This window comes from Mesorhizobium sp. FG116 (genome assembly GCF_057809835.1).
In genome coordinates this window covers 103,694-125,787 of record NZ_JBMDKS010000005.1, presented here as the reverse complement: position 1 = coordinate 125,787, position 22,094 = coordinate 103,694, and the positions used below count along the sequence as shown (strand labels likewise).

General features: G+C 60.4%; 24 protein-coding genes. 23 read left to right on the top strand and 1 reads right to left on the bottom strand.

Annotated features, from left to right (window positions below; translation table 11 throughout):
• Position 1: 1 nt before the first annotated feature.
• Positions 2 to 217 carry a hypothetical protein gene (locus tag ACODTY_RS06745; RefSeq protein WP_488993523.1) on the top strand — a complete coding sequence of 72 codons (216 nt, stop codon included), beginning with the start codon at positions 2 to 4 and terminating at the stop codon, positions 215 to 217.
• Between the two features lie 65 nt (positions 218 to 282).
• Here ACODTY_RS06745 and ACODTY_RS06740 read toward each other — a convergent pair whose 3' ends face one another.
• Positions 283 to 993 (bottom strand): helix-turn-helix transcriptional regulator, encoded by a 711-nt coding sequence (locus tag ACODTY_RS06740; RefSeq protein ID WP_488993522.1) that lies wholly within the window; start codon positions 991 to 993, stop codon positions 283 to 285.
• A 450-nt stretch (positions 994 to 1,443) separates the two neighbouring features.
• Here ACODTY_RS06740 and ACODTY_RS06735 point away from each other — a divergent pair, with 450 nt between their 5' ends.
• The 22 genes from ACODTY_RS06735 to ACODTY_RS06630 all read left to right on the top strand — a co-directional run bounded on the left by ACODTY_RS06735 (position 1,444) and on the right by ACODTY_RS06630 (position 21,903).
• On the top strand, positions 1,444 to 1,818 hold the full coding sequence (locus tag ACODTY_RS06735) for a YciI family protein (protein ID WP_488993521.1): 375 nt from the start codon (positions 1,444 to 1,446) through the stop codon (positions 1,816 to 1,818).
• Positions 1,815 to 3,095: an RNA polymerase sigma factor gene (locus tag ACODTY_RS06730; protein WP_488993520.1), complete on the top strand. Its 1,281-nt coding sequence runs from the start codon at positions 1,815 to 1,817 to the stop codon at positions 3,093 to 3,095. Before ACODTY_RS06735 ends, ACODTY_RS06730 begins: the two co-directional genes overlap by 4 nt.
• Positions 3,096 to 3,262: 167 nt before the next feature.
• Entirely contained in the window at positions 3,263 to 4,777 is a 1,515-nt protein-coding gene (gene amaB, locus ACODTY_RS06725; RefSeq protein ID WP_488993519.1) for an L-piperidine-6-carboxylate dehydrogenase, read from the top strand.
• A 134-nt stretch (positions 4,778 to 4,911) separates the two neighbouring features.
• On the top strand, positions 4,912 to 5,292 hold the full coding sequence (gene flgB, locus ACODTY_RS06720) for a flagellar basal body rod protein FlgB (RefSeq protein WP_488993518.1): 381 nt from the start codon (positions 4,912 to 4,914) through the stop codon (positions 5,290 to 5,292).
• Between the two features lie 6 nt (positions 5,293 to 5,298).
• The gene (gene flgC / locus ACODTY_RS06715) at positions 5,299 to 5,712 is read left to right on the top strand and encodes a flagellar basal body rod protein FlgC (protein ID WP_488993517.1); all 414 of its coding nucleotides are present in this window, start codon (positions 5,299 to 5,301) and stop codon (positions 5,710 to 5,712) included.
• 2 nt (positions 5,713 to 5,714) lie between these two features.
• A complete protein-coding gene (fliE, locus tag ACODTY_RS06710; protein ID WP_488993516.1) occupies positions 5,715 to 6,041 on the top strand; it encodes a flagellar hook-basal body complex protein FliE in 327 nt (108 codons plus the stop codon).
• Between the two features lie 11 nt (positions 6,042 to 6,052).
• Complete coding sequence (gene flgG, locus ACODTY_RS06705; RefSeq protein ID WP_488993515.1) at positions 6,053 to 6,841, top strand: flagellar basal-body rod protein FlgG; 789 nt, start codon at positions 6,053 to 6,055, stop codon at positions 6,839 to 6,841.
• A gap of 5 nt (positions 6,842 to 6,846) precedes the next feature.
• On the top strand, positions 6,847 to 7,317 hold the full coding sequence (gene flgA, locus ACODTY_RS06700) for a flagellar basal body P-ring formation chaperone FlgA (protein WP_488993514.1): 471 nt from the start codon (positions 6,847 to 6,849) through the stop codon (positions 7,315 to 7,317).
• Entirely contained in the window at positions 7,314 to 8,552 is a 1,239-nt protein-coding gene (locus ACODTY_RS06695; RefSeq protein WP_488993513.1) for a flagellar basal body P-ring protein FlgI, read from the top strand. Before flgA ends, ACODTY_RS06695 begins: the two co-directional genes overlap by 4 nt.
• Positions 8,553 to 8,603: 51 nt before the next feature.
• Complete coding sequence (locus ACODTY_RS06690) at positions 8,604 to 9,143, top strand: MotE family protein (protein WP_488993565.1); 540 nt, start codon at positions 8,604 to 8,606, stop codon at positions 9,141 to 9,143.
• Positions 9,140 to 9,844: a flagellar basal body L-ring protein FlgH gene (gene flgH / locus ACODTY_RS06685; protein ID WP_488993512.1), complete on the top strand. Its 705-nt coding sequence runs from the start codon at positions 9,140 to 9,142 to the stop codon at positions 9,842 to 9,844. Before ACODTY_RS06690 ends, flgH begins: the two co-directional genes overlap by 4 nt.
• A gap of 21 nt (positions 9,845 to 9,865) precedes the next feature.
• Positions 9,866 to 10,354, top strand: a complete 489-nt coding sequence (locus ACODTY_RS06680; RefSeq protein ID WP_488993511.1) for a flagellar basal body-associated FliL family protein — start codon at positions 9,866 to 9,868, stop codon at positions 10,352 to 10,354.
• Entirely contained in the window at positions 10,351 to 11,082 is a 732-nt protein-coding gene (fliP, locus tag ACODTY_RS06675; RefSeq protein ID WP_488993510.1) for a flagellar type III secretion system pore protein FliP, read from the top strand. Before ACODTY_RS06680 ends, fliP begins: the two co-directional genes overlap by 4 nt.
• Before the next feature lie 194 nt (positions 11,083 to 11,276).
• Complete coding sequence (locus ACODTY_RS06670; RefSeq protein WP_488993509.1) at positions 11,277 to 12,359, top strand: flagellin N-terminal helical domain-containing protein; 1,083 nt, start codon at positions 11,277 to 11,279, stop codon at positions 12,357 to 12,359.
• A gap of 296 nt (positions 12,360 to 12,655) precedes the next feature.
• Positions 12,656 to 13,627, top strand: coding sequence for a flagellin N-terminal helical domain-containing protein (locus tag ACODTY_RS06665; RefSeq protein WP_488993508.1), 972 nt, complete (start codon positions 12,656 to 12,658; stop codon positions 13,625 to 13,627).
• Positions 13,628 to 13,884: 257 nt separating this feature from the next.
• A complete protein-coding gene (locus tag ACODTY_RS06660) occupies positions 13,885 to 14,955 on the top strand; it encodes a flagellin N-terminal helical domain-containing protein (protein WP_488993507.1) in 1,071 nt (356 codons plus the stop codon).
• 123 nt (positions 14,956 to 15,078) lie between these two features.
• Positions 15,079 to 16,737 carry a flagellar basal-body MS-ring/collar protein FliF gene (gene fliF, locus ACODTY_RS06655; RefSeq protein ID WP_488993506.1) on the top strand — a complete coding sequence of 553 codons (1,659 nt, stop codon included), beginning with the start codon at positions 15,079 to 15,081 and terminating at the stop codon, positions 16,735 to 16,737.
• A complete protein-coding gene (locus ACODTY_RS06650; protein ID WP_488993505.1) occupies positions 16,737 to 17,354 on the top strand; it encodes a hypothetical protein in 618 nt (205 codons plus the stop codon). Before fliF ends, ACODTY_RS06650 begins: the two co-directional genes overlap by 1 nt.
• Positions 17,351 to 18,667, top strand: coding sequence for a MotB family protein (locus ACODTY_RS06645; protein WP_488993504.1), 1,317 nt, complete (start codon positions 17,351 to 17,353; stop codon positions 18,665 to 18,667). The genes ACODTY_RS06650 and ACODTY_RS06645 overlap by 4 nt, the downstream gene beginning before the upstream one ends.
• Complete coding sequence (locus tag ACODTY_RS06640) at positions 18,664 to 20,037, top strand: chemotaxis protein MotC (protein WP_488993503.1); 1,374 nt, start codon at positions 18,664 to 18,666, stop codon at positions 20,035 to 20,037. Before ACODTY_RS06645 ends, ACODTY_RS06640 begins: the two co-directional genes overlap by 4 nt.
• Complete coding sequence (gene fliK / locus ACODTY_RS06635; protein ID WP_488993502.1) at positions 20,034 to 21,383, top strand: flagellar hook-length control protein FliK; 1,350 nt, start codon at positions 20,034 to 20,036, stop codon at positions 21,381 to 21,383. The genes ACODTY_RS06640 and fliK overlap by 4 nt, the downstream gene beginning before the upstream one ends.
• Positions 21,313 to 21,903, top strand: a complete 591-nt coding sequence (locus tag ACODTY_RS06630; RefSeq protein WP_488993501.1) for a transglycosylase SLT domain-containing protein — start codon at positions 21,313 to 21,315, stop codon at positions 21,901 to 21,903. The genes fliK and ACODTY_RS06630 overlap by 71 nt, the downstream gene beginning before the upstream one ends.
• Positions 21,904 to 22,094 lie beyond the last annotated feature (191 nt).

Below are 22,094 nucleotides of genomic sequence, written 5' to 3'. Positions count from 1 at the left end.
CATGGCGAACAATCTCTTCGCAATCGCGCGCCGCTATGAGCTTGCCAATGCCGAAATCTGGATAGGCGGAATCGAAACATGGAACGAGACGATCCGGCGAAGGCCCGACCATGAAAAGTCCGAAAGACGCTGCGTTGAGATCGATAGCGATCCACCGGCAGCGTCGCACGGCATCTGCGATGGAAACCGCCTGTCGCGCCTCCACTCCAGCAGTTGATGACCCGAATGGGTTCCGTTGGTCATTGACGGAAGCTTCGTCGTCTTGTCTGGCGGCGGGGCGCGTCAAATTATGCCGCTCCTGATCGCTGTCGCGATTGCCATGGCCCTGTTGCTGGCCGAGAATTTCTGGATGGCATGGGTAATGTAGCTGTTGACCGTATTGGACGACACGCCAAGGATGACGGCCACTTCATCGGTGGTCTTGCCTTCAGAAACCCAGAACAGACACTCCCGCTCCCTATCGGAGAGCGGGTCTTGGGCTGCCGTGTCTGCCAGGAGTTGGGGAACCTGACAAAGGGCATAGCAGCATTTCAACTGCGCCTTCATCAGCGCCGATTGCTCGATTTGGCCGGCCTGGCTTGCCGACATCAAAATGAAAAAGCGCTGCCGCCCGACGTTCAGGGCCAGCGAGTAGATCTCGCCGTGGCCAAGCACATCCAGCAGGGTCGCTTCTTCACCACTCAGGAAGTCACGCGCGCAAGGCGCTTCGCCGGTAACCAAGGCCGATGGGCGGCTACCCGGAACAGCAGTGAGCGGGCCTTGCGCCAATGAAGCGATCAGGCGCCTGCCGATAAGTTCGATGGCGTCGAATATCCAGTTTGAGGCAACGATGCGGGCATCGTTCTTCACTTCGCCGTGCCCGATCGCGACAAGCATGTAGCTGTCGCCGCCGACTTCGGCCGTAAGCTCCATGAGAAAGCTGGTAAGATCACCTCGCGAGGCAAGCCTCGTGCTTACTGTATCGGCCCTGAGAAGCGCTGCGGAAGCGGTCATCGTGTTCTTTTTGGTCAGAATCGATCCACGTACCATCGCCGGCTCGGCCAGCGGCTGGTTCGATACGCATCACTTTCACGTTGGAACTCACTCGGCGCAGACAAGCGCCGGATCGGACGATCCGTTGGGGAACGTCAAAGCCATCCTGTCATACGCCGGCCAAAACCGGAGCGTCTGACTTGAGAATGCCCGCCTCGCCCCCCAAGGGATCAGCTGATTCGGGTTCAATTTAACCGCTGTCGAATCCGACATCAAACGCGAATTGACAAAATCTGAGATTGGAGTCCGTCTGGCGACTCGCACGAGACCTTCTTGCGATTGTCAAAACCCCGCGAAGTTGGCCTAACAGCGGCAGGTCTCTTTTCGGCTTGGGGCTGAAATAATTTTGTCGACGCGATGTCGGCGCCACCCTACCTTTTCCGTCCTTGGAAGTGACAAGAAAGGGTACTCATGCTCTACGCCATCCTATGCTACGCCTCGGAAGACGTCGTCTCGTCCTGGACCAAGGAACAGGACGATGCCGTGATGGGCAAGCTCGCCGCCGTGCAGGAAAAATACGCCAAGGCCGGTAAGCTTGGCCCCGTAGCACGGCTGTTGCCAACAACGGCCGCGACAACCTTGCGCAGGGTCAAGGGCGAGTCGCTCGTGATCGACGGCCCTTTCGCCGAGACGAAGGAGCAATTTCTCGGCTTCTACACGGTCGATTGCACCGATCTGGACGAAGCCGTCCAGTTCGCGCGCGAGCTTTCCGACGTGAATCCGAGTGGCGGCTCGTATGAAATCCGTCCTGTCGGCGTCCTCAACCCGGTGAAGGCAACCATATGACCGATCCTGCCTGGATCAGTTCTGCGTTGAATGCCGCGCGTCCCCAGGCAATGGGCGCGCTGCTGCGCTACTTCCGCGACCTCGATACCGCGGAAGAGGCGTTTCAGGATGCGTGCCTGCGGGCCCTGAAGAACTGGCCGCAGAACGGCCCACCGCGAGATCCGGCGGCATGGCTGATCTTTGTCGGGCGCAACAGCGGCATCGATGCCGTACGAAAACGCAGCCGGCAAACGGCGATGCCGGACGAAGACCAGATTTCCGATCTTGAAGATGTCGAGGGCGATATCGCAGACCGGCTCGACGGTGCTCACTACCGCGACGACATCCTGCGGCTGCTGTTCGTTTGCTGCCATCCCGATTTGCCCGCAACGCAGCAGATCGCACTTGCGCTGCGCATCGTGTCGGGTCTCAGCGTCAAGCAGATTGCCCGCGCCTTTCTGGTCGGCGAAAGCGCCATGGAACAGCGCATCACCCGCGCCAAGGCACGCATTGCCAATGCCGGCGTGCCATTCGAGACACCGGGACCGGTCGAACGGTCGGAGCGGCTCGCCGCGGTTGCCGCCATGCTCTACCTCGTCTTCAACGAAGGCTACTCGACCACGACCAGTGAAGCTGTGGCCCGGGGCCCTCTTTGCGACGAGGCGATCAGGCTGGCAAGATTGCTGCTGCGGCTGTTCCAGACCGAACCGGAAATCATGGGCCTGACCGCCCTGATGCTGCTGCAACACGCCCGCGCCCCGGCCCGCTTCGATGCCGATGGCGAGATCGTGCTGCTGGAAGATCAGGATCGAACCCTGTGGAGCCGCAAGATGATCGATGAGGGACTGGCGCTTGTGGACAAGGCACTGAGGCATCGCAAGCCCGGACCCTACCAGGTGCAGGCAGCGATTGCTGCCCTTCACGCCCGCGCGGCAAGAGCCGAGGACACTGACTGGCAGGAAATCGAGCTCCTCTATGCGATGCTCGAACGGATGCAGCCTTCACCCGTGGTGACGCTGAACAGGGCCGTGGCCGTGGCCAAGGTGCGAGGGCCGGAAGCGGCACTTAGCGTGATCGAACCGCTGGAAGAGCGCCTGTCCGGTTACTTCCATTTCTTCGGCCTCAAGGGTGGCCTGTTGATGCAGCTTGGCCGCAGCGAAGAAGCGCACACGGCATTCGACCAGGCGATTGCGCTTGCCAACACCGCTGCCGAAGCAGCGCACATTCGCCAGCACATCGACAGGTTGACGAAGGAAGCGGACGCCCATCGCGTTCAGCATTCCGCCGTTCCACACTGATTTTCACATCAAAACGTCTATATCTGGTTCAATCGACCAGGGTTCGCTGGGGCCATGCCGGGGTGGCGGTCGGCTGCCGAAAAGGGTAAGGCATCGTCAAACCTCGCACACGAGAACCTGGCGCGACCCATGCCGCCGCCGGCACTCGATTCCGAAAGGGAAGATAGATGTCGATATCGAACGAGACCGCCGAGCTTCTTTCGAAACTGGGCGTTGCCAAGGGCGCATTGTCGGGTGGCGATCTGACTGTTCGCAGCCCCGTGACCGGCGAACAGGTAGCAGCACTGAAGCAGATTTCGCCGGCCGATGCCGGCAAGGCGATAGAGGCCGCTCACACCGCATTCCAGGCATGGCGTCTGGTGCCCGGGCCGCGCCGCGGCGAACTGGTCCGGCTGCTCGGCGAGGAATTGCGCGCCCACAAGGCCGAGCTTGGCCGGCTGGTGTCGATCGAGGTTGGCAAGATCCCGTCCGAGGGGCTGGGCGAAGTGCAGGAAATGATCGACATTTGCGACTTCGCAGTCGGTCTTTCGCGGCAGCTTTATGGTCTTACTATCGCCACTGAGCGTCCCGGCCACCGCATGATGGAAACCTGGCATCCGCTGGGCGTCGTCGGCGTCATCTCGGCTTTCAATTTCCCGGTCGCAGTCTGGTCGTGGAATTCGGCGCTGGCGCTGGTTTGCGGCGATTCCGTCGTTTGGAAACCCTCTGAAAAGACCCCGCTTACCGCGCTCGCCTGCCAAGCCATCTTCGAGCGTGCCGTCAAACGCTTCGGCGCTGATGCACCACAAGGTTTGCTTCAGGTCCTGATCGGCGACCGCGCGGTTGGCGAAGTTCTTGTCGACCATCCCAAGGTGGCGCTGGTGTCGGCCACCGGCTCCACCCGCATGGGTCGTGAAGTCGGACCGCGCCTTGCCAAGCGTTTCGCGCGCGCCGTGCTGGAACTGGGCGGCAACAACGCCGGCATCGTTTGCCCTTCGGCCGACCTCGACATGGCGCTTCGTGCCATCGCCTTCGGAGCCATGGGCACAGCCGGCCAGCGCTGCACCACGTTGCGCCGCCTTTTCGTCCATGAGAGCGTCTACGACCAGATAGTGCCGCGCCTGAAGAAGGCCTACGAGAGCGTATCGGTCGGCAACCCGCTGGAAGGCAAGGCGCTCGTCGGTCCGCTGATCGACAAGGCAGCCTTCGATCACATGCAGAAGGCGCTGAAGGAAGCAGCCGCCCACGGCGGCAAGACCACCGGCGGCAAGCGGGTCGAGAACGGCCACCCCGACGCCTACTACGTGCATCCGGCACTGGTCGAAATGCCTGAACAGGTCGCCCCGGTGACGGAAGAAACCTTCGCGCCGATCCTTTACGTGATGAAGTACACCGACTTCGATACCGCGCTTGAACTGCACAATGCAGTCGGCGCCGGCCTTTCGTCGTCGATTTTCACGCGCGACCTGCAGGAATCGGAACGCTTCCTCGGTGCGGACGGCTCCGACTGCGGCATCGCCAACGTCAATATCGGGACCTCAGGCGCTGAGATCGGCGGAGCCTTCGGTGGCGAGAAGGAAACCGGCGGCGGCCGCGAATCCGGCTCTGATGCGTGGAAAGCGTATATGCGCCGCGCCACCAACACGGTGAACTATTCGAAGGCCTTGCCTCTCGCCCAAGGCGTCAGCTTCGACATCGACTGACAATTCCAGCGCGCGCGGGAGACAGTAACCCGCGCGCGCTGCCCGACCTTTCAGCCAAATAATGCTCCTCGTCTCGCGCAAGGCCCGCGCAAGACTCGACGCCTATTCTCTGGAAACCTGCCCGGAGAAGTCTCATGGAGCCCGTCAGTCTTTTCGATCTTGCGACGCGACAGTCACAATGGCTGGCCGTGCGCCAGACGGCTATTGCCGGCAACATCGCCAACGTCAACACGCCCGGCTATACGGCCAACGACGTTGAGCCATTCGACAAGGTTCTTGATCGCACCTCCGTTTCGCTGAGCGCCACGCAAGAAGGCCATCTCGGCTTCGGGGCGACCAATGCGGGCCTCACCACCAAGCCACAGGAATTCGACGGCGTGCTGATGCCCTCGAAGAACACCGTGGTGATGGAAAACGAGTTGATGAAGGCCGGCGAAGTCAGGCGTTCGTTCGAGCTCAACACCGCAATCGTCAAGGCATTCCATTCTATGCTGATGACCGTGACGAAGGCTTGACGCGCAATGGACGCCCTCACAGCCGCACTCAAAGTCGCAGCATCGGGTCTCGGCGCACAGTCGGAGCGGCTGCGCGTTGTCTCGGAAAACCTCGCCAACGCGCAATCCACCGGCAACGCGGCAGGCGCCGATCCATATCAGCGCAAGACCATAAGCTTTGCCTCCGAACTCGACCGCACGTCCGGCGTCAGCCTCGTCGAGGTAAGCTCGATCGACCGCGATCCTTCCGCGTTTCCAATGGAATTCCAGCCGGGAAATGTTGCCGCGGATGAAAACGGCTACGTCAAGACGCCGAACGTCAACGTATTGATCGAGATGGCCGACATGTCCGAGGCCAACCGCTCCTATGAAGCCAACTTGCAGGTCATCAAGCAGGCTCGCGACCTGATATCGATGACCATCGACCTGATGAGGAACTGAAGATGATCGACGGGATCGGTTCCATCCATTTCAAGCCCTCTGTCGGTGCCACTGAACAGGGCGCTGAACTTTTTCAAGGCAATGCGATAGCGGGTGCCAAGGACGTAGGCGAAACCTCGTTTTCCGAAGCGCTGTCCCAGGCCGCGACGAAGACAGTGAACAACCTGGAGAGCGCGGAGACGCTGTCAATAGAAGCGCTCAAGGGCAATGCCGACACGCGTCAGGTCGTGGATGCGGTGATGAGCGCGCAGCAGACCCTCCAGGCTGCCGTCGCAATTCGCGACAAGATCGTAAGCGCCTATCTCGAAGTCAGTCGTATGAGTATCTGAGGAGCCGCATCATGAGAGCACTCGCCATAGCCGCCACCGGCATGAACGCCCAGCAGACCAATTTGGAAGTCATTGCCAACAACATCGCCAACATCAATACCACAGGCTACAAGCGGGCCCGCGCCGAGTTCTCCGATCTGCTCTATCAGGTTGACCGCGCGCAGGGCGTCCCCAACCGCTCGAACGCCTCGATTGTGCCGGAAGGCATTTCCGTTGGTCTTGGCGTCAAGACGACGGCTGTACGCAATGTCCACACGCAAGGCTCGCTTACCAACACGGGCAACAGTTTCGATCTCGCGCTGACTGGCAAAGGCTGGTTCCAGATCGAAAGCGCTGACGGCGGCACGCTCTACAGCCGCGCCGGCGCCTTCAATACCAATGCGACCGGCCAACTCGTCACGGTGGACGGTGCCAACGTCATTCCCGCGATCACCGTGCCCGCCGACGCGGTGGAAGTGATCGTCAACAAGACCGGACAGGTTTTTGCCCGCATCGACGGCCAGGTCGAGCTACAGGACCTCGGTCAACTGACTCTGGCCAATTTCGCCAATGAAGCAGGCCTTGCTCCCTTGGGTGACAACCTGTTCCAGGAAACGGCAGCTTCGGGTCCGGCAACCGTCGGCGTTCCCGGCGATCCCGGTTTCGCCACCGTCGAACAAGGCTATCTCGAAAGCTCCAACGTCGATCCGGTCAAGGAAATTACCGAACTGATCTCGGCTCAGCGAGCCTACGAGATGAATTCCAAAGTTATCCAGGCGGCAGACGAAATGGCCGCCGTCGTCTCGAAGAACATCAGGTAGCACGGATGTTTGCATGGACCTCCCGCATCGGCTGGCGCGGCGCAACTGTTGCGCTGGCCCTGCTTGCAGGCGGCGCGCCGGCGCTTGCCCAGGAGGTCGTGCTTATTCCCAACCGGGTCATCTATCCCGGCGAAACCATCGTCCCGGAAGCACTTCGGCAAGTAACGCTCGTGCCCGGCAAGCAAGTTCCGGATGCCGCAGCGACCAAACTTGACGAACTTGACGGCAAAGTGGCCAAGCGCACGCTCCTTCCCGGCCGCTACATTACCGTGAACTCGATCCGGAATGCCTGGCTGGTCGAGCAAGGCGCGGCGGTCCAGGTCTATTTCGCAGCCGGCGGCCTCACTATTTCTGCGACCGCCGTTACGCTGCAATCCGGGTCGGCAGGCGACCTCGTCAAGGTCCGCAACATCGACAGCGGCAAGGTCTTCTCCGGCACGGTCATGGCAGACGGCACCATCAGGGTCGGCGCATGAGGCGGCTAATGCTCCTCTTGCTGGCAACAGCGGTTGCGATGCCGCCGGCGCTCGCTGATGGCCTGTCGGCCAAGGCAAAGCGCGAGCTCGCGGCCAAGAATGGCGGCGTCGCTGATACAGACTACACCCCGGCTGCCACCGAGCGCATGTTCGAGGTGGCATCCGCGCCGAGTTCGCTGCCACCCGGCCAGGTCGCTTCACGCATCAAGGACGTGGCGCAGCTGCAGAGCGCCCGCGACAACCAGCTTGTCGGCTACGGCCTTGTGATCGGATTGTCCGGTTCCGGCGACAGCCTGCGCAATTCGCCGTTCACCGAACAGTCGATCCGCGCCATGCTGGAGAATCTCGGCATCGCCACCGAAGGCGGCAGCGCCCGTGCCAAGAACGTGGCCGCAGTCATCGTCACCGCGAACATGCCGCCCTTCGTGCAGTCGGGCGCTCGCATCGACATCACCGTCTCCTCCATGGGTGATGCGACATCGCTGGCCGGCGGCACGCTCATCATGACGCCGCTAAAAGCCGCTAACGGCGAGATTTATGCGGTCGGTCAAGGCCCGGTCATCGTGTCCGGTTTCAATGCTCAGGGTCAGGCCGAGCAGGTAACCCAAGGCGTGCCAACTTCAGGCCGGGTTCCAAACGGGGCCATCGTCGAACGCGCAGTCGAAGCCGAGTTCGGGGACCAGTCGATCCTGACCCTGCAACTACGCAATCCGGATTTCTCCACCGCCGTGCGCATCGCCGACGCCATCAACGACTACACGCGCCAGCGCTTTGGCGTACGGGTAGCAGCAGAGCGCGACGCCCGCACCGTTTCAATCAAGAAGCCGAAGAGCATCTCTGCCGCCCGCTTCTACGCCGAAATCGAAAATCTGGTCATCCAGTCCGACACACCGGCAAAGGTCGTGATCGATGAGCGGACCGGAACGATTGTTATCGGCAATCAGGTCAAGATTTCACGCGTCGCCATCAGCCACGGCACTTTGACGGTGCGCATCACCGAAGCTCCGCGCGTGGTCCAGCCCGAACCGTTCTCGAAGGGCGTAACAGCTGTCGAGCCCAACACCGCAATTGACGTGAAGCAACCTGACGCACGCGTTGCGGTGCTCGACGGGCCAGATCTCGAGACGCTGGTCGCAGGCCTCAACCGGCTTGGTGTAAAGCCGGATGGGATCATCGCCATTCTTCAAGGCATCAAGTCGGCCGGAGCCCTCCAGGCCGATCTGGTTCTGCAATAGGTCATGACGATGTTGAAGCCTCGCCATCTCGCTGCTTTCGCCGCAACCGCCATGATTTCATGCGGTGCAATTGGCGGTATTGCCGTGCTGTCTTCCGCCCACGCCGAAACGGTCAGGCAGGTGCTGCCTGGCGCGCCGGCGGCACCCGAGCCGCAGAAATTGGCGCGCGAGCCGGCACCAGCCGTGTCAGGCAGTCAAAGCGAGGTTGAGCGCTTTTGCTCAAACATCGCCGATGCCGCCCGCGACCGGCGCTATGCCCTGCAGTCAGCCGAATTGAAGCAGTTGCAGACCGAGGTCGACAACCGGATCAAGGCTCTGGAGGAAAAGCGCAACGAGTATGAAACCTGGCTGAAGCGCCGGGAAGTCTTCCTAGCCCGCGCCGAAGAAGGCGTTGTAAATATCTACGCCGGCATGAAGCCAGATGCCGCCGCCGAACGCTTGGCCATTGTCGACGTCAATCTCGCGGCCGCAATCCTGATGAAACTCGAATCCCGCAAGGCTGGCGTCATCTTGAACGAGATGGACCAGAAGGCCGCCGCCAAACTGACCGGCATCATGGCGAGCGCAGCCCGCAGAACGGACCCGTCATGATCCGCAAGCTTACCACTCTTCTCGCCTTTACCCTGCTCGCCGGCTGCGCCAGCGACCTGAGGGAGGTCGGCAAGGAGCCCGCCCTTTCACCTGTTGGCTCGGGCGTCGCAGGTGGCAGCGCCTCCGTCTATCAATATCCCGAAACACCAGCCAAGCCGGTCAAGCAGTTCTCGCTGTGGGACGACCGGCAGAGCCGCCTTTTCACGGACCCGCGCGCGCTGCGTGCCGGCGACATCCTCACCGTCAACATCAAGATCAACGACAAGGCTCGCTTCAAGAACCAGAATGACCGTAGCCGCACGGCGAGCAGGTCGTTGGGTTTCGACGCGGATATCGGTTGGGACGGAGCCTCGACCGGCGGTTCCGGCGAAGGCAGCCTGAAATCCAAGACCGAAACCAATGCGGATGGTGCAACCGAGCGCTCGGAAACCATCGCGCTCAACGTTGCAGCCGTGGTCACCGAGGTCCTTCCCAACGGAAACCTGATGATCAAGGGGTCGCAAGAGGTGCGCGTCAACGCCGAACTGCGCGTCCTGAACATCGCCGGCATGGTTCGCCCATCCGATATCGGCGCCGAAAACACGATCTCTTACGAGCGCATCGCCGAGGCCCGCATCTCATACGGCGGACGCGGCCGCATCTCGGAAATTCAGCAGCCGGCCTATGGCCAACAGGTGCTTGACAAGGTCCTGCCTTTCTAGGCGATCGCAACGAGGAGTTACATGGCGAACGCCGAGCAGATCCCAGTCGTCAAGGGGCCATCCTTGGTCATCCAGGCTGCGATGCTGCTTGGGATGACCGTGGCGGCACTCGGGATCGGTTGGGCGTCGGGCTCCTACCTGAAAAGCTCGGAAGCACCGGCAAAGGGTCCTGCCGCTGAAGGCGGCGAGCACGCCACGGCCGAACCATCGAACCCGGAAGCCGCAGCCTTTGTCGTGGCGGAACTTCCCTCGATCACGACCAATCTGGCCGCCCCGGTGGAAACCTGGGTGCGCATGGACGTTTCCCTTCTGCTCGATGCACCTCTGCCAACCGAAACAGTCGAGGCGATCCATCAGGACCTGCTGACCTTCATGCGCACGGTGAAGATGCATCAGGTCGAGGGCGCAAGCGGCTTCCTTCATCTCAAGGCTGATTTGCAGGAGCGCGCCGCAATGCGCGGCGACGGGCACGTGAAAGACGTGCTGATCAGGACGCTGTTGTACGAATGAGAGCGTTCCTCGTCTCAATTGCCATTGTTGTGGCCACCGTCACCGCCGCATCTGCCCAGCAGATCGATCTTGGCGGCATCGGCCAGATGAACAACACGACCGTAGGCTACATCATCCAGATGTTCGGCCTTCTCACCGTGCTATCGGTGGCGCCCGGCCTGCTGATTATGGTGACGAGCTTCACGCGCTTCATCATTGCCTTCTCGATCCTGCGTGCGGGCATCGGCTTGCAATCGACGCCTGCGAACCTGATCCTGATCTCGCTGTCCTTGTTCATGACGTTCTACGTCATGGCCCCGACCTTCGATCAGGCATGGAATAACGGCGTAAAGCCGCTGATGGACAACCAGATCAACCAGACCGAGGCGATGGAAAAGATCGCCGATCCGTTCCGGACCTTCATGCTGCGCAACGTCCGCGACAAGGATTTCGACCTGTTTGCCGACCTTGCTCGCGAGCGCGGGCAGACCGTCTCGCGCGACACGGTGGACCTGCGCATTCTTGTCCCGGCCTTCATGATCTCGGAAATCAGGCGCGGTTTCGAGATCGGCTTCCTGATCGTGCTGCCATTTCTGGTCATCGATCTCATCGTTGCCACCATCACCATGGCGATGGGCATGATGATGCTGCCGCCGACAGTGGTGTCGTTGCCATTCAAGATCATGTTCTTCGTCCTGATAGACGGCTGGAACCTGCTTGTCGGCAGCCTCGTGCGCTCCTTCACCTGACAAGAATTCGTCGATCGACGACGATTTAGATTTCGCTAACCATAACCCTTATCCAATTTGCAGGGACTGCCTGTCATGGTCGTGGTGATGGCGGGTGATTGGGTTTGAGCGATCATTGGCATGATGCCGTACCGTCATACCGGGCAAGCCGGTATGTCACAGTAATGCGTGTAAACGTGTAAAGGTACGAGTACATGGCCAGCATCATGACCAACGCCTCGGCGTTGACGGCTCTTCAGAGCCTGAATTCAACCAACAAGAACCTCGAAGCCACCCAGTCGCGCATCTCGACCGGCTACCGCGTCAACGACGCCAGCGACAACGCTGCGTATTGGTCGATCGCCACCACGATGCGTTCCGACAATCAGGCCATGACGACGGTTCAGGATGCACTCGGCCTCGGCGCTTCCAAGGTCGACACTGCCTACACCGGCATGAACAAGGCCATCGACACCGTCAACCAGATCAAGGTCAAGCTGGTGGCGGCCTACGGTGCGACCGACGCCGACAAGGCCAAGATCCAGACCGAAATTGCGTCGCTTCAGGCGCAGATGAAGTCTTATGCCGAGGCCGCAACCTTCTCCGGCACCAACATGTTGTCGGTGACATCGACCAAGGATGCCGCCGGTGCGGCTGCCGCGGCCGACACGGGCGTCCAGCAGGACGTCAAGGTCGTATCGGCCTTCAATCGTAATTCTGCCGGCGCTGCGTCGATCTCCACCATCGACATCAAGGTCGAAGGCACAAAGCTGTTTGATTCCGGCACGGCCGCGAACCTCAAGAATGCCGGCGTTCTTGATCGGGAAACGGCCATCTACAGCACGGCGAAAGCACAAGACGCTTTCGAGTCGACCTTCGCCACGCAGATTGCCGGCGGCGCTACCGACACGGCAGCCAAGACGGCTGCGGCGACTGCGGCCACGGCAGCAGATGGTACCGCAACTGTCATCGCGACAAAGTCCGTTTTCAATCTCGACATCACCGCTGCTGCTGATGGCACGATCGGCGCAATGCTCAGCAAGGTCGACTCGGTGCTCAAGCAGATGACGACAGCAGCGACCAACCTCGGCGCTGCCAAGAGCCGCATCGACCTGCAGAAGACCTTTACGCAGAGCTTGATGGACTCCATCGACCGCGGTGTCGGCCAGCTCGTCGATGCCGACATGAACAAGGAATCGACCCGCCTCCAGGCGCTGCAGGTTCAGCAGCAGCTCGGCATTCAGGCGCTGTCGATCGCCAACTCTGGTTCGCAGTCGATCCTGTCGCTGTTCCGGTAAACCGACCAAACTTCGCCAACTGGGGCCGCGCTAAAAGCGCGGCCCTTTTCTTTTTAAAATCAGAGTCTTGACCGGATTACTGGAATCAAGAAATCAGCTTCTTGATTCAGATTTTCAACCGCACAATGTTACGTAAAACACACTGTTAACCACGGCGCTTATCGGTTTCCTAGGAAGTCTCTGCCACGTTGCAGGCAATGGCGGGTGATCGGGTTTGAGCGATCATTGGCATGATGCCGTACCGTCATACCGGACAAGCCGGTATGTCACAGCAATACGTGTAAAGGTACGAGTACATGGCCAGTATCATGACCAACGCTTCGGCGTTGACGGCTCTGCAGAGCCTGAATGCAACCAACAAGAACCTCGAATCGACCCAGTCGCGCATCTCGACCGGCTACCGCGTCAACGACGCCAGCGACAACGCCGCTTATTGGTCGATCGCCACCACGATGCGTTCCGACAACCAGGCAATGACGACGGTGCAGGACGCACTCGGCCTCGGCGCTTCCAAGGTCGACACTGCCTACACCGGCATGAACAAAGCCATCGACACTGTTAACCAGATCAAGGTCAAGCTGGTGGCGGCCTACGGTGCAACCGACGCCGACAAGGAAAAGATCCAGACGGAAATCGCATCGCTTCAGGCGCAGATGAAGTCTTATGCCGATGCTGCGACTTTCTCCGGCACCAACATGTTGTCGGTTTCGAACGCCACTGGCGCTTCGGCTGACGTCAAGGTCGTGTCTGCCTTCAATCGCAGCTCCGCCGGCGCGGCGTCAATCTCCACCATCGACATCAAGGTGGACGACATCAAGCTTTACGACGCTGGCGCGGCACCGACCAAGAAGGGCATTCTCGACGCAGCCCGCCTTGGCACGACTGGCGCGATCACAGGAACTGCACAGGTTCCGACGGCCGGCGCGGCACCGGCAGCCGGCGACACCTATTCGCTGTCGTCGCTCACCGTGAAGGGCCACAGCGATGCCCAGATCGCCCAGCAGATGAACGTCGTTGACGCCGCACTCAAGGATATGACCACTGCTGCGACCAATCTCGGCGCATCGAAGAGCCGCATCGATCTGCAGAAGACCTTCACGCAGAGCCTGATGGACTCCATTGACCGCGGTGTCGGCCAGCTCGTCGACGCCGACATGAACAAGGAATCGACCCGCCTCCAGGCGCTGCAGGTTCAGCAGCAGCTCGGCATCCAGGCGCTGTCGATCGCCAACTCTGGCTCGCAGTCGATCCTATCGCTGTTCCGCTAAACCAGGCTGAACTTCACCAATCGGGGCCGCGCCAAAAGCGCGGCCCTTTTTACATTCCAGTGCACGATATTCTCGCAGCGCACCTGCATTCACCCAATTTGGTTTTCAGAACAAATCTCTTTAATCGGCCATTAACCATATCGCTCTAGTTATGGTTAACCACAGCTTTAGGGCGGGCTGGCAGGTGCCACGTCACCGCCAACCTGGAAGGTCGATCCAGCCTGTGTATGGGCCGGAATTTAAGAGGGGTGAGTTCGTTGGCCAGCATCATGACAAACGCTTCGGCGTTGACAGCACTTCAAAGTCTGAGCGCAACCACCAGGGCGCTGGAGCAGACCCAGAGCAGGATTTCGACCGGCTACCGGGTTGCCGAAGCAGTAGACAATGCCGCCTACTGGTCGATCGCCACCACGATGCGCTCCGACAATCAGTCCTTGTCCACCGTGCAAGATGCGTTGGGGCTCGGCGCTTCCAAGGTCGACACCGCGTACACCGGCATGAACAAGGCACTGGAAACGGTTGACCAGATCAAGCAGAAACTGGTTGCAGCCTACGGCGCGAGCGACTCGGACAAGGCCAAGATCCAGACTGAAATCAAGGCACTTCAGGGCCAGATGAAGTCATATGCCGACGCGGCGACTTTCTCCGGCACCAATTTCCTCTCGGTGATTTCCAAGCAAGTCAGCGCCGCCAACGACGGCATCCAGCAGGATGTGAAGATCGTCTCGTCGTTCAACCGCAGCTCGGACGGCTCGGTCATCCTGAGCACGATCGATATCAACGTCGAAAGCGTCAAGCTGTTCGATTCTGGCCTCGCAGCCGACGTGAAAAACCAGGGACTGCTCGATCGCCAGACTTCCATCTACGCAACGGCGGCGGCGCAGTCCGAATACGACACCGCATACAAGGCAGCGATAGCCGGCGGTGCGACGGACATTGCCGCCAATACCGCGGCTCAAGCGGCCGTCACCGCACCCGTTCCAGCCAAGATCGACAACATTTCCGTCTACAATCTCGACATCACCGCCACTGGCATCACTGACGACATCATAACGCAGATGATCTCAAAGGTAGACGATGTCATGAAGGAACTGACTGACACCGCCACCATCCTCGGCTCCGCCAAGAAGCAGATCGACCTGCAGAAGGATTTTGTCTCCAAGCTGATGGACTCCATCGACCGCGGTGTCGGCCAGCTCGTCGACGCAGACATGAACAAGGAATCGACCCGGCTTCAGGCATTGCAGGTTCAGCAGCAACTCGGCATCCAGTCCCTGTCGATTGCCAATGCCAACTCGCAGAACATCCTGGCACTGTTCAAGGGCTGATCGACCTCTCCTGACGCCATGCCAATTCCAATCGGGCCGCGCCAAAACGCGGCCCGATTTCATTTTCGCACAAGCTTCGCCAGCTAGACTCTGAGCGGGCAATTATGCGGGGGCCGTGGGGCAGTGCCGGAACAGATTCAGGGTATCGTCAACAACCTCAAGGGGTTTGGCGCCAAGCGCCTGGCCATGCTGGCGGGCATAGCCGTGCTGGTCATGGCCATCATCGCGGTCGCTTCGATCTATCTCAACCGGCCGGCTTATGAGACGCTCTATGTCGGGCTTGAACGTTCCGACGTGAACCAAATCGGCATGGTGCTCGGAGAAGCCGGCATCAGTTTCGATGTCGGCTCGGATGGCAGCAGCGTGCTGGTCGCTGCTGGTACCACGGCGCAAGCGCGCATGTTGCTGGCGGAAAAAGGCCTGCCGACCAGCGCCAATGCCGGCTACGAGCTTTTCGACAATGTCGGCTCGCTCGGGTTGACTTCGTTCATGCAGCAGATCACCCGCGTACGCGCTCTCGAAGGCGAAATCTCCCGCACCATTCAGTCGCTGTCCGGCATCAAGGCCGCGCGCGTCCACATCGTCATGTCCGAGCGCGCCAACTTCCGCCGCGACGAGCAGCAGCCCTCGGCGTCCGTCGTTATCCGCTATGCCGGGATCGACGGCGAAAAGACGGCCATGTCCATCCGTCACCTCGTGGCAGCGGCTGTCCCCGGACTGGGAGCAGACAAGGTCACGGTGCTGGATTCCGCCGGCAACCTGCTGGCAGCAGGCGACGATCCCTCCAACACCAGCGCCGCCCGAACCCTCGGCGTCGAGCAGTCCGTGGAAGCACAGATCGAGGAAAATATCCGCCGCGCTCTCGCCCCGTATCTTGGTCCCGACAATTTCCGCGCCAGCGTCAAGACAGACGTCAACACGGACACCCGCCAGACCGAAGAGACCATTTTCGACCCCAACTCCCGCGTTGAACGCTCCGTCCAGACAGTTCGCAACAACGAAGCGAGCAGCCAAAAGCAGGCCTCCGCACCCGCAAGCGTCGAACAGAACTTGCCGGAAACGCAGCCGGCAGCGACGGACGGTCCTCAGTCCACGTCCCAGAACGACCGCAAGGAAGAGATCACCAACTACGAGATAAATTCCAAGCGCATCGCGACAGTTTCCAACGGCTACACGGTCAACAGGATGTCGGTCGCGGTCGTCGTCAACCAGCAGCGCTTGGCAACGATCCTCGGCAAGGACGTAACGCCCGAGCAGATCGCTGCGCGTGTGGCCGATATCCGCAAGATGGTTGCGTCCGCCGCAGGCTTTGACGAAAAGCGCGGAGACGTCATCGAGGTTTCGGCAGTCGAATTCATCGACGGGCTGGACGGCCAGGCGATCGAGCAGCCCGGCATCCTGGAATCAGTAGGCAACTATACTGGCACGCTCATCAACGCGGGCGCGTTCATCGTCGTCGTTTTCCTTGTCGCTTTCTTCGGCCTGCGGCCAATGGCAGCCGCGCTGACAGCACAAACTGCAACAGCGGGCGCTATCGCAGGACCGAGCTTCGACGAAGTGCAGCGCTCACTGCCAACTCCCGATGCGGTCGCGGCGGCAAATGACGATACGGTGCAGGCTACTCTCCCCGATTCGTCACGCGGCGCGCCAGCTCCCTTGGACGATTTGCGTCGCAAGCTGAGACCGGCGCCACAGGAACGGCTTGCCCGCATGGTTGACCTCAACGAAGAGCGCACGGCCCAGATCCTGCGCAAATGGGCTGCCCCCGAGGCAGTGGGATAATGTCTGCGACAGCGCTTCTCCAACTGTTGCCCGACTTCGGGCCGATCAAGGAGCGGAGCAATCCGGCGCCGGTCGACGCGCCACGCCAGACCGCCAGTGCACCCCAGGCCGACATTGGCCAGTTGATAGCAGAGGCCGTCGCGGAAGCAGATGCGGCACTGGAAATCCGCCTGACCGAAGCGCACCAAAGTGAACTCGCCTCGCTAAGGCAAGCCAATGCGGACGAAGCCAAGGCATTTATGGAAACGCTCGGCTCAGATCTCGGCGCCACCATTTCCGCGCGCATGGACGCCATGCAGACCGAGGTAGTCAATTTGGTAAGCACCGCTGCGGCGCGGGCCATCGGCGCAATGTTGAGCGATCATCTTCAGGAACGGTCGCTTGCCGTTCTCGCTGACACGATCAGCGGCGCGATGACGGACGCCGAGGCCGTGCGCATCCGCGTGCAGGGACCAATCTCCCTCTTTGAAACGTTAAGTGGTTCGCTTGGAGATCGGGCGGCCAATCTGGAATTCGTAGAGGCTCCCGGCTTCGATCTTACCGTCGCCATCAATGACGTCGTGGTGGAAACCCGCATGTCTGAATGGTCGGCGGCGCTATCCGAGATTTTGTCATGAGTACAGTTGAAGACACCGGCGAAAAGCACGAAATCATCATCGTGCGTCGTGGTCACGGCGACGAGGACGAAGGCCACCACGGTGGCGTCTGGAAAATCGCTTTCGCCGACTTCATGACGGCGATGATGTGCTTTTTCCTTGTCATGTGGCTGATCAACGCCGCCAACGAGCAGACAAAGGCAGCCGTTGCCAGCTACTTCAATCCGATCAAGCTGATCGACCGCAATGCCAACCGCAAGGGCCTGGAGGATCTCGGCAGCGAGTCGGCTTCGTCCGGCATGGCAGCCGATGATCAGCAGGATGCCGCCACCAAGACCGGCAAGGACGGCCAGGGTAATGCAGGCTCCGTGAAAGAGCCTAACAAGGAAGAACAGCCGACGGCGCAATCCTTCCCATCCGACGAAAAACTGTTTGCCGACCCTTATGCGGTCTTGGCCGAAATCGTCGCCAATTCGGGCAAACTCCAGAACATCAGCGAGAAAGGCGATGGCGGCGCGCAGAACGCCGGGCCGGCTAACGGCGCCTCGGGTGGTCAGTCCTATCGCGATCCGTTCGCACCGGATTTCTGGTCGCAGCAGATTTCCACCCCGGGTGCCGAAGCAAGCGCCGAACGGGCGAAGGTCGAGGGCGATCCAGCCACACCGGACGACAAGGTCGCCGAGATCGCTGTTCCGAAGACCAAGGCCGAGGCAGCCGCGGAAACAAAGCCACAACCGCAGAACGTGCAGCAACCCTTCGACCCCTCCTCCCCGCTGTCAGGCGACAGCGAACTGCGGGAGGAATTTGCCAAGCTAGATGCCCCCAAACCGGAACCTGCGAAAGAAAAGCCCGCAGACAAAGGCCCCAGCGCCGAGACGGTCGAAGCTTCCGAACGCGTCAAGCAGGAATTGGCTAAGGCGCTGTCCGGCGACAAGGTTGCCGAAGGCATAACCGTTGAAGCCACGGAAAAGGGAGTTGTCATCTCGATCACCGATCAACTCGATTTCGGCATGTTCGAGATCGGCTCGGCCGTGCCGCGCCGCGACCTGGTTGTGGCGATGGAGAAGATCGGCCGCATCATCAACAGCCAGAAAGGCACGCTCTCCATCCAGGGTCATACGGACGCCCGCCCGTTCCGCAATGACACCTACGACAACTGGCGTCTGTCTTCGGCGCGAGCCCACGCAGCCTACTACATGCTGGTCCGTGGCGGCGTCGACGAAAGCCGCATCAAGGAAGTCGCCGGATTTGCCGACCGTGATCCGAAGGACAAGGCGGATCCGATGTCGGCCGCAAATCGACGCATCGCGATCCTTCTGGAGACCGGTGGATGATTGGCCGCGCCGGATTCTGGCGATTTGTCGGCGCCGGGCTCTGCATCGCAAGCCTCGGCTCAACTGCCAACGGCCAGGAAGGACTGCAGCCTTACCAACTCGTAAGATCGCTTCAACTGGTCCAGGATCGCATTGCCTCCGGCGACCATGCTGCCTTGCCAATGCAGGGCAAGTTGCTCGAAATCACCGATCAGCGCCTACGCAATGCGGACATACAGGAATTCAAGAACACCAAGAATTTTCACGCCCTGCTGGTCTATGGCATGAGCGGCGGCAACCCGGCCACGTTGGCCGTTGCGGCCTCGCGCCTCGAATTGAGCGATCAGGACAAGGCAATAGCAGGCGGCGTGATTGCCTATCTTCAGGGCGATCCCGGCGGAGCGCTGTCGGCGTTGAAGACGGTTGATCCAATGGCGTTGCCACGCGATCTCGGGCCGTTCGTTGCGCTGATCAAGGGGGCGTTGCTTGCCAAAGAAGACGCCGTCGGTGCGCTCAAACTGCTGGATCAGGCCCGTTTGCTAAGCCCGGGCACGCTGGTCGAAGAGGCGGCGCTTCGCCGTTCGATCGCCATCGCCGTTGCCTCCGGCGATGCGGCGCGTTTTGCCCTTGCCTCAACGCAATATGTCGCGCGTTACCTGCATTCTCCCTATGCCAGCCAGTTCGCCGACATATTCGTGGATGGCGTCATTTCGTTGAACATGGCGATTAGCCACGACAAGCTGGATGACATTACGGCGATGATGGATCCAGAACGCGAGAAGGTCATCTATCTGCGCATTGCCCGCAGCGCCGCAATCAATGGGCTGATCGACCTTTCGACTTTTGCGTCGGCAAGAGCAGAGCAGGGCCACAACGGCATCCGCAACACCGACGATCCGCGCGCGCTGCTTTACGCCAACCTGTCGAACGTGACTTCGGAAACCATCGAAGACGTGCGCGAAAAGCTGAGTGGCATTGACCGCAACAGCCTGTCGGAAAGCGATCGGTTCCTGCTCGACGCTGCCCGTACCATCACCAGCGAAGTGGTTGCGCCGCCGGTAAAGGTTTCCCCTTCCCCGCACGAGGCCAGCAAGCCTCTTGAGCCGAAGGCGACGGAGGCAAATGCCGACGCCGCCGTTGAGAAGCCCACCACTGAACCGTCTCCCGAAGCCGAGGACGAGCTTCCGGTGGTGGAAGGCATCATGCCTGAACAGCCGGCATCTCCACCGGCAGAAAAGGCTGCCACCGGGGCCGAGGCCGTCACCTCAAGCGACGCGTCGAACACGGCGCCTTCGTCGGTGGCCAGCGCCGATCCCACTGATGAAGCCATAGCCACCACCCACCGCACTCTCGACAAGATTGACCAGTTGCTTGGAGCAGCGCCCGAATGACCGTCAGTATCGGCAACACCCTCCCCGGCTCGTTTGGAGGCAAGTCCGTCGCGCAGGCCAATGCCGACAACAGCGACAGCAGTTTTCAGGATGTGCTGGGCGACAACAAAGGTCATGCCAGCGCCAGGCATGCGGCGGACCACCCTCACCGATCGCGGGGCGCTATCCTGCACCGCGTGGTGCCAGATGGTGAACACCATGGCGCCCGGATTGCCAAGGAAGAGATCGCGGACGAAGCCGATGGCAACAAGGCCGCTCGCTTCCTATTCACGTCCGGCAAAGCCATCCGAATGGATGACGACAAAACACACAAGACAACGGAAAAGCACGGTGAGGCAACTCCCGGCAGTGCCGCGCACGAGCGTTTGCCTCTGCTCATGAGCTTGCAGGAAATCAACCGCGCCTCGACGCTCGGTGACAAGCAAGGCCCAACTGGCAATACAATCAGCAACACCGCAGAAGATGATGGCACGCCCGGTTCGCTCCGCACTGCAGAAGCAATCCTCCCGGATATTGATCCGGAACTTCAGGAAAAGAAGCCGATCAAAACTGAAGGTCCGCGCAACATCGAAATTCAACAACCGGCATCGAAGCCAGCGATCCAGGCGATAATTGCCGTTGACCTGCCGAGAGAACCGGAAACGTCGGTGAGCGACAGCGATAGAAAATCAGTCGCCGTGGCCAATTTGGTCGAAGCTACACATACGACTGGCGCTGCAACGGCTGACGAGCCAGCTGCACGGCCGCCAACGCATGAGCGCGTCGCCGTGGTGTCTGCGCAGAGTTTCCCCGCACCCGCGGTACCGGGCCTTGACCCCACCACCTCGCGCCTGGTCGCCGCGATAGCTTCCGACATCGGGGCGCAGCAAACGCAGGCAAGTGCGGCCTTGGCGCCAACCGTGCCTCATCAGGCTCCGACCGTGGCGCACACATTGAAGATCGAACTCCATCCCGCAGAACTTGGGATGGTGAATGCAAGTATGCGCCTCGTCGGAGAACAACTTTCGATTGAATTGTTGCCCGACACACATGAGGCCTATCGTCGTCTTTCATCGGATGGTGACACCATCGCACGCGCTTTGCGTGATCTGGGCTTCGATGTCGGCAAAATTACCGTTCTACAACCTACAATAGCAGTCGCACCCGCGCCTCGCACTGATGCCGGAGGTGCCGCCACAGCCCTCCCCAACCGTGATTCATCGTCGTTCCAATCCGGGCAATCAGGCAGCAATGGCAACGGCTCCGGCGAACATCATTCGGGAAGAAGCAACGACAATGACGCGCACAATTCCGGCCGCCCTGCCTCGACTGCTCGCGGTCGCACTGACAGCGGGCTTGTTATCTAGTGCTCTCCAGGTAGAAGCCAGCGCTTCGACCAACGCCTGTGAAACCGAAATCCTGCGGGCTGCCGACCGCTATGGCATCCCGGCAGGCATACTTTACGCAGTCGGCCTCACTGAAACAGGGAAAAAAGGCAGCCTGCAGCCTAACGCATTGAATATAGAAGGAAAGGCTGTCTTCCCCGGAAGCCGCAGCGAGGCCCTTGCCGCGTTTGCTGCCGCTCAACAACAAGGCAAGACACTGATCGATCTTGGCTGCATGCAGGTCAACCACCACTACCACTCAGAGCACTTTCGCAGCGTGAACGACATGCTCGACCCGCACAAGAACGTCGACTACGCGGCCCGTTTCCTGGCAAGCCTGCATGCCCGTCACACGACCTGGTCGATGGCGGTCGCTCGCTACCATGCTGGTCCCGACAATGACCCCGCTCAGAAAGTCTATGTCTGCCGTGTCATCGCCAACATGGTCGCGGTCGGCTTCGGTAAATGGACTTCCAACGCGCGCACCTTCTGCAACCCATGAGTTTATATACGATTACCACTTATGTCGCCCACCCGGCAGGCTCCTCCGTCAGGCAATCACTCACATTTTCTAACCCAGATTCCCGCGGCTACAACCCACGCGATTCCTGACTCCCAAGAAACTAGCTACAAGAATTGACGGTTTTTCAGGATTCCGGCCAGCGACTACGCCTGTCTACGGGGCAAATGATT

Coding starts and splice junctions, on each gene's coding strand:
- ACODTY_RS06680 (WP_488993511.1), top strand. CDS start 9,866: ATGGCGAACGCCGAGCAGATCCCAGTCGTCAAGGGGCCATCCTTGGTC.
- ACODTY_RS06745 (WP_488993523.1), top strand. CDS start 2: ATGGCGAACAATCTCTTCGCAATCGCGCGCCGCTATGAGCTTGCCAAT.
- fliE (WP_488993516.1), top strand. CDS start 5,715: ATGATCGACGGGATCGGTTCCATCCATTTCAAGCCCTCTGTCGGTGCC.
- fliP (WP_488993510.1), top strand. CDS start 10,351: ATGAGAGCGTTCCTCGTCTCAATTGCCATTGTTGTGGCCACCGTCACC.
- ACODTY_RS06665 (WP_488993508.1), top strand. CDS start 12,656: ATGGCCAGTATCATGACCAACGCTTCGGCGTTGACGGCTCTGCAGAGC.
- ACODTY_RS06650 (WP_488993505.1), top strand. CDS start 16,737: ATGTCTGCGACAGCGCTTCTCCAACTGTTGCCCGACTTCGGGCCGATC.
- ACODTY_RS06730 (WP_488993520.1), top strand. CDS start 1,815: ATGACCGATCCTGCCTGGATCAGTTCTGCGTTGAATGCCGCGCGTCCC.
- ACODTY_RS06695 (WP_488993513.1), top strand. CDS start 7,314: ATGAGGCGGCTAATGCTCCTCTTGCTGGCAACAGCGGTTGCGATGCCG.
- flgC (WP_488993517.1), top strand. CDS start 5,299: ATGGACGCCCTCACAGCCGCACTCAAAGTCGCAGCATCGGGTCTCGGC.
- fliK (WP_488993502.1), top strand. CDS start 20,034: ATGACCGTCAGTATCGGCAACACCCTCCCCGGCTCGTTTGGAGGCAAG.
- ACODTY_RS06735 (WP_488993521.1), top strand. CDS start 1,444: ATGCTCTACGCCATCCTATGCTACGCCTCGGAAGACGTCGTCTCGTCC.
- ACODTY_RS06690 (WP_488993565.1), top strand. CDS start 8,604: ATGATTTCATGCGGTGCAATTGGCGGTATTGCCGTGCTGTCTTCCGCC.
- flgB (WP_488993518.1), top strand. CDS start 4,912: ATGGAGCCCGTCAGTCTTTTCGATCTTGCGACGCGACAGTCACAATGG.
- amaB (WP_488993519.1), top strand. CDS start 3,263: ATGTCGATATCGAACGAGACCGCCGAGCTTCTTTCGAAACTGGGCGTT.
- flgG (WP_488993515.1), top strand. CDS start 6,053: ATGAGAGCACTCGCCATAGCCGCCACCGGCATGAACGCCCAGCAGACC.
- flgA (WP_488993514.1), top strand. CDS start 6,847: ATGTTTGCATGGACCTCCCGCATCGGCTGGCGCGGCGCAACTGTTGCG.
- ACODTY_RS06645 (WP_488993504.1), top strand. CDS start 17,351: ATGAGTACAGTTGAAGACACCGGCGAAAAGCACGAAATCATCATCGTG.
- ACODTY_RS06640 (WP_488993503.1), top strand. CDS start 18,664: ATGATTGGCCGCGCCGGATTCTGGCGATTTGTCGGCGCCGGGCTCTGC.
- ACODTY_RS06670 (WP_488993509.1), top strand. CDS start 11,277: ATGGCCAGCATCATGACCAACGCCTCGGCGTTGACGGCTCTTCAGAGC.
- ACODTY_RS06740 (WP_488993522.1), bottom strand. CDS start 993: ATGACCGCTTCCGCAGCGCTTCTCAGGGCCGATACAGTAAGCACGAGG.
- ACODTY_RS06630 (WP_488993501.1), top strand. CDS start 21,313: ATGACGCGCACAATTCCGGCCGCCCTGCCTCGACTGCTCGCGGTCGCA.
- flgH (WP_488993512.1), top strand. CDS start 9,140: ATGATCCGCAAGCTTACCACTCTTCTCGCCTTTACCCTGCTCGCCGGC.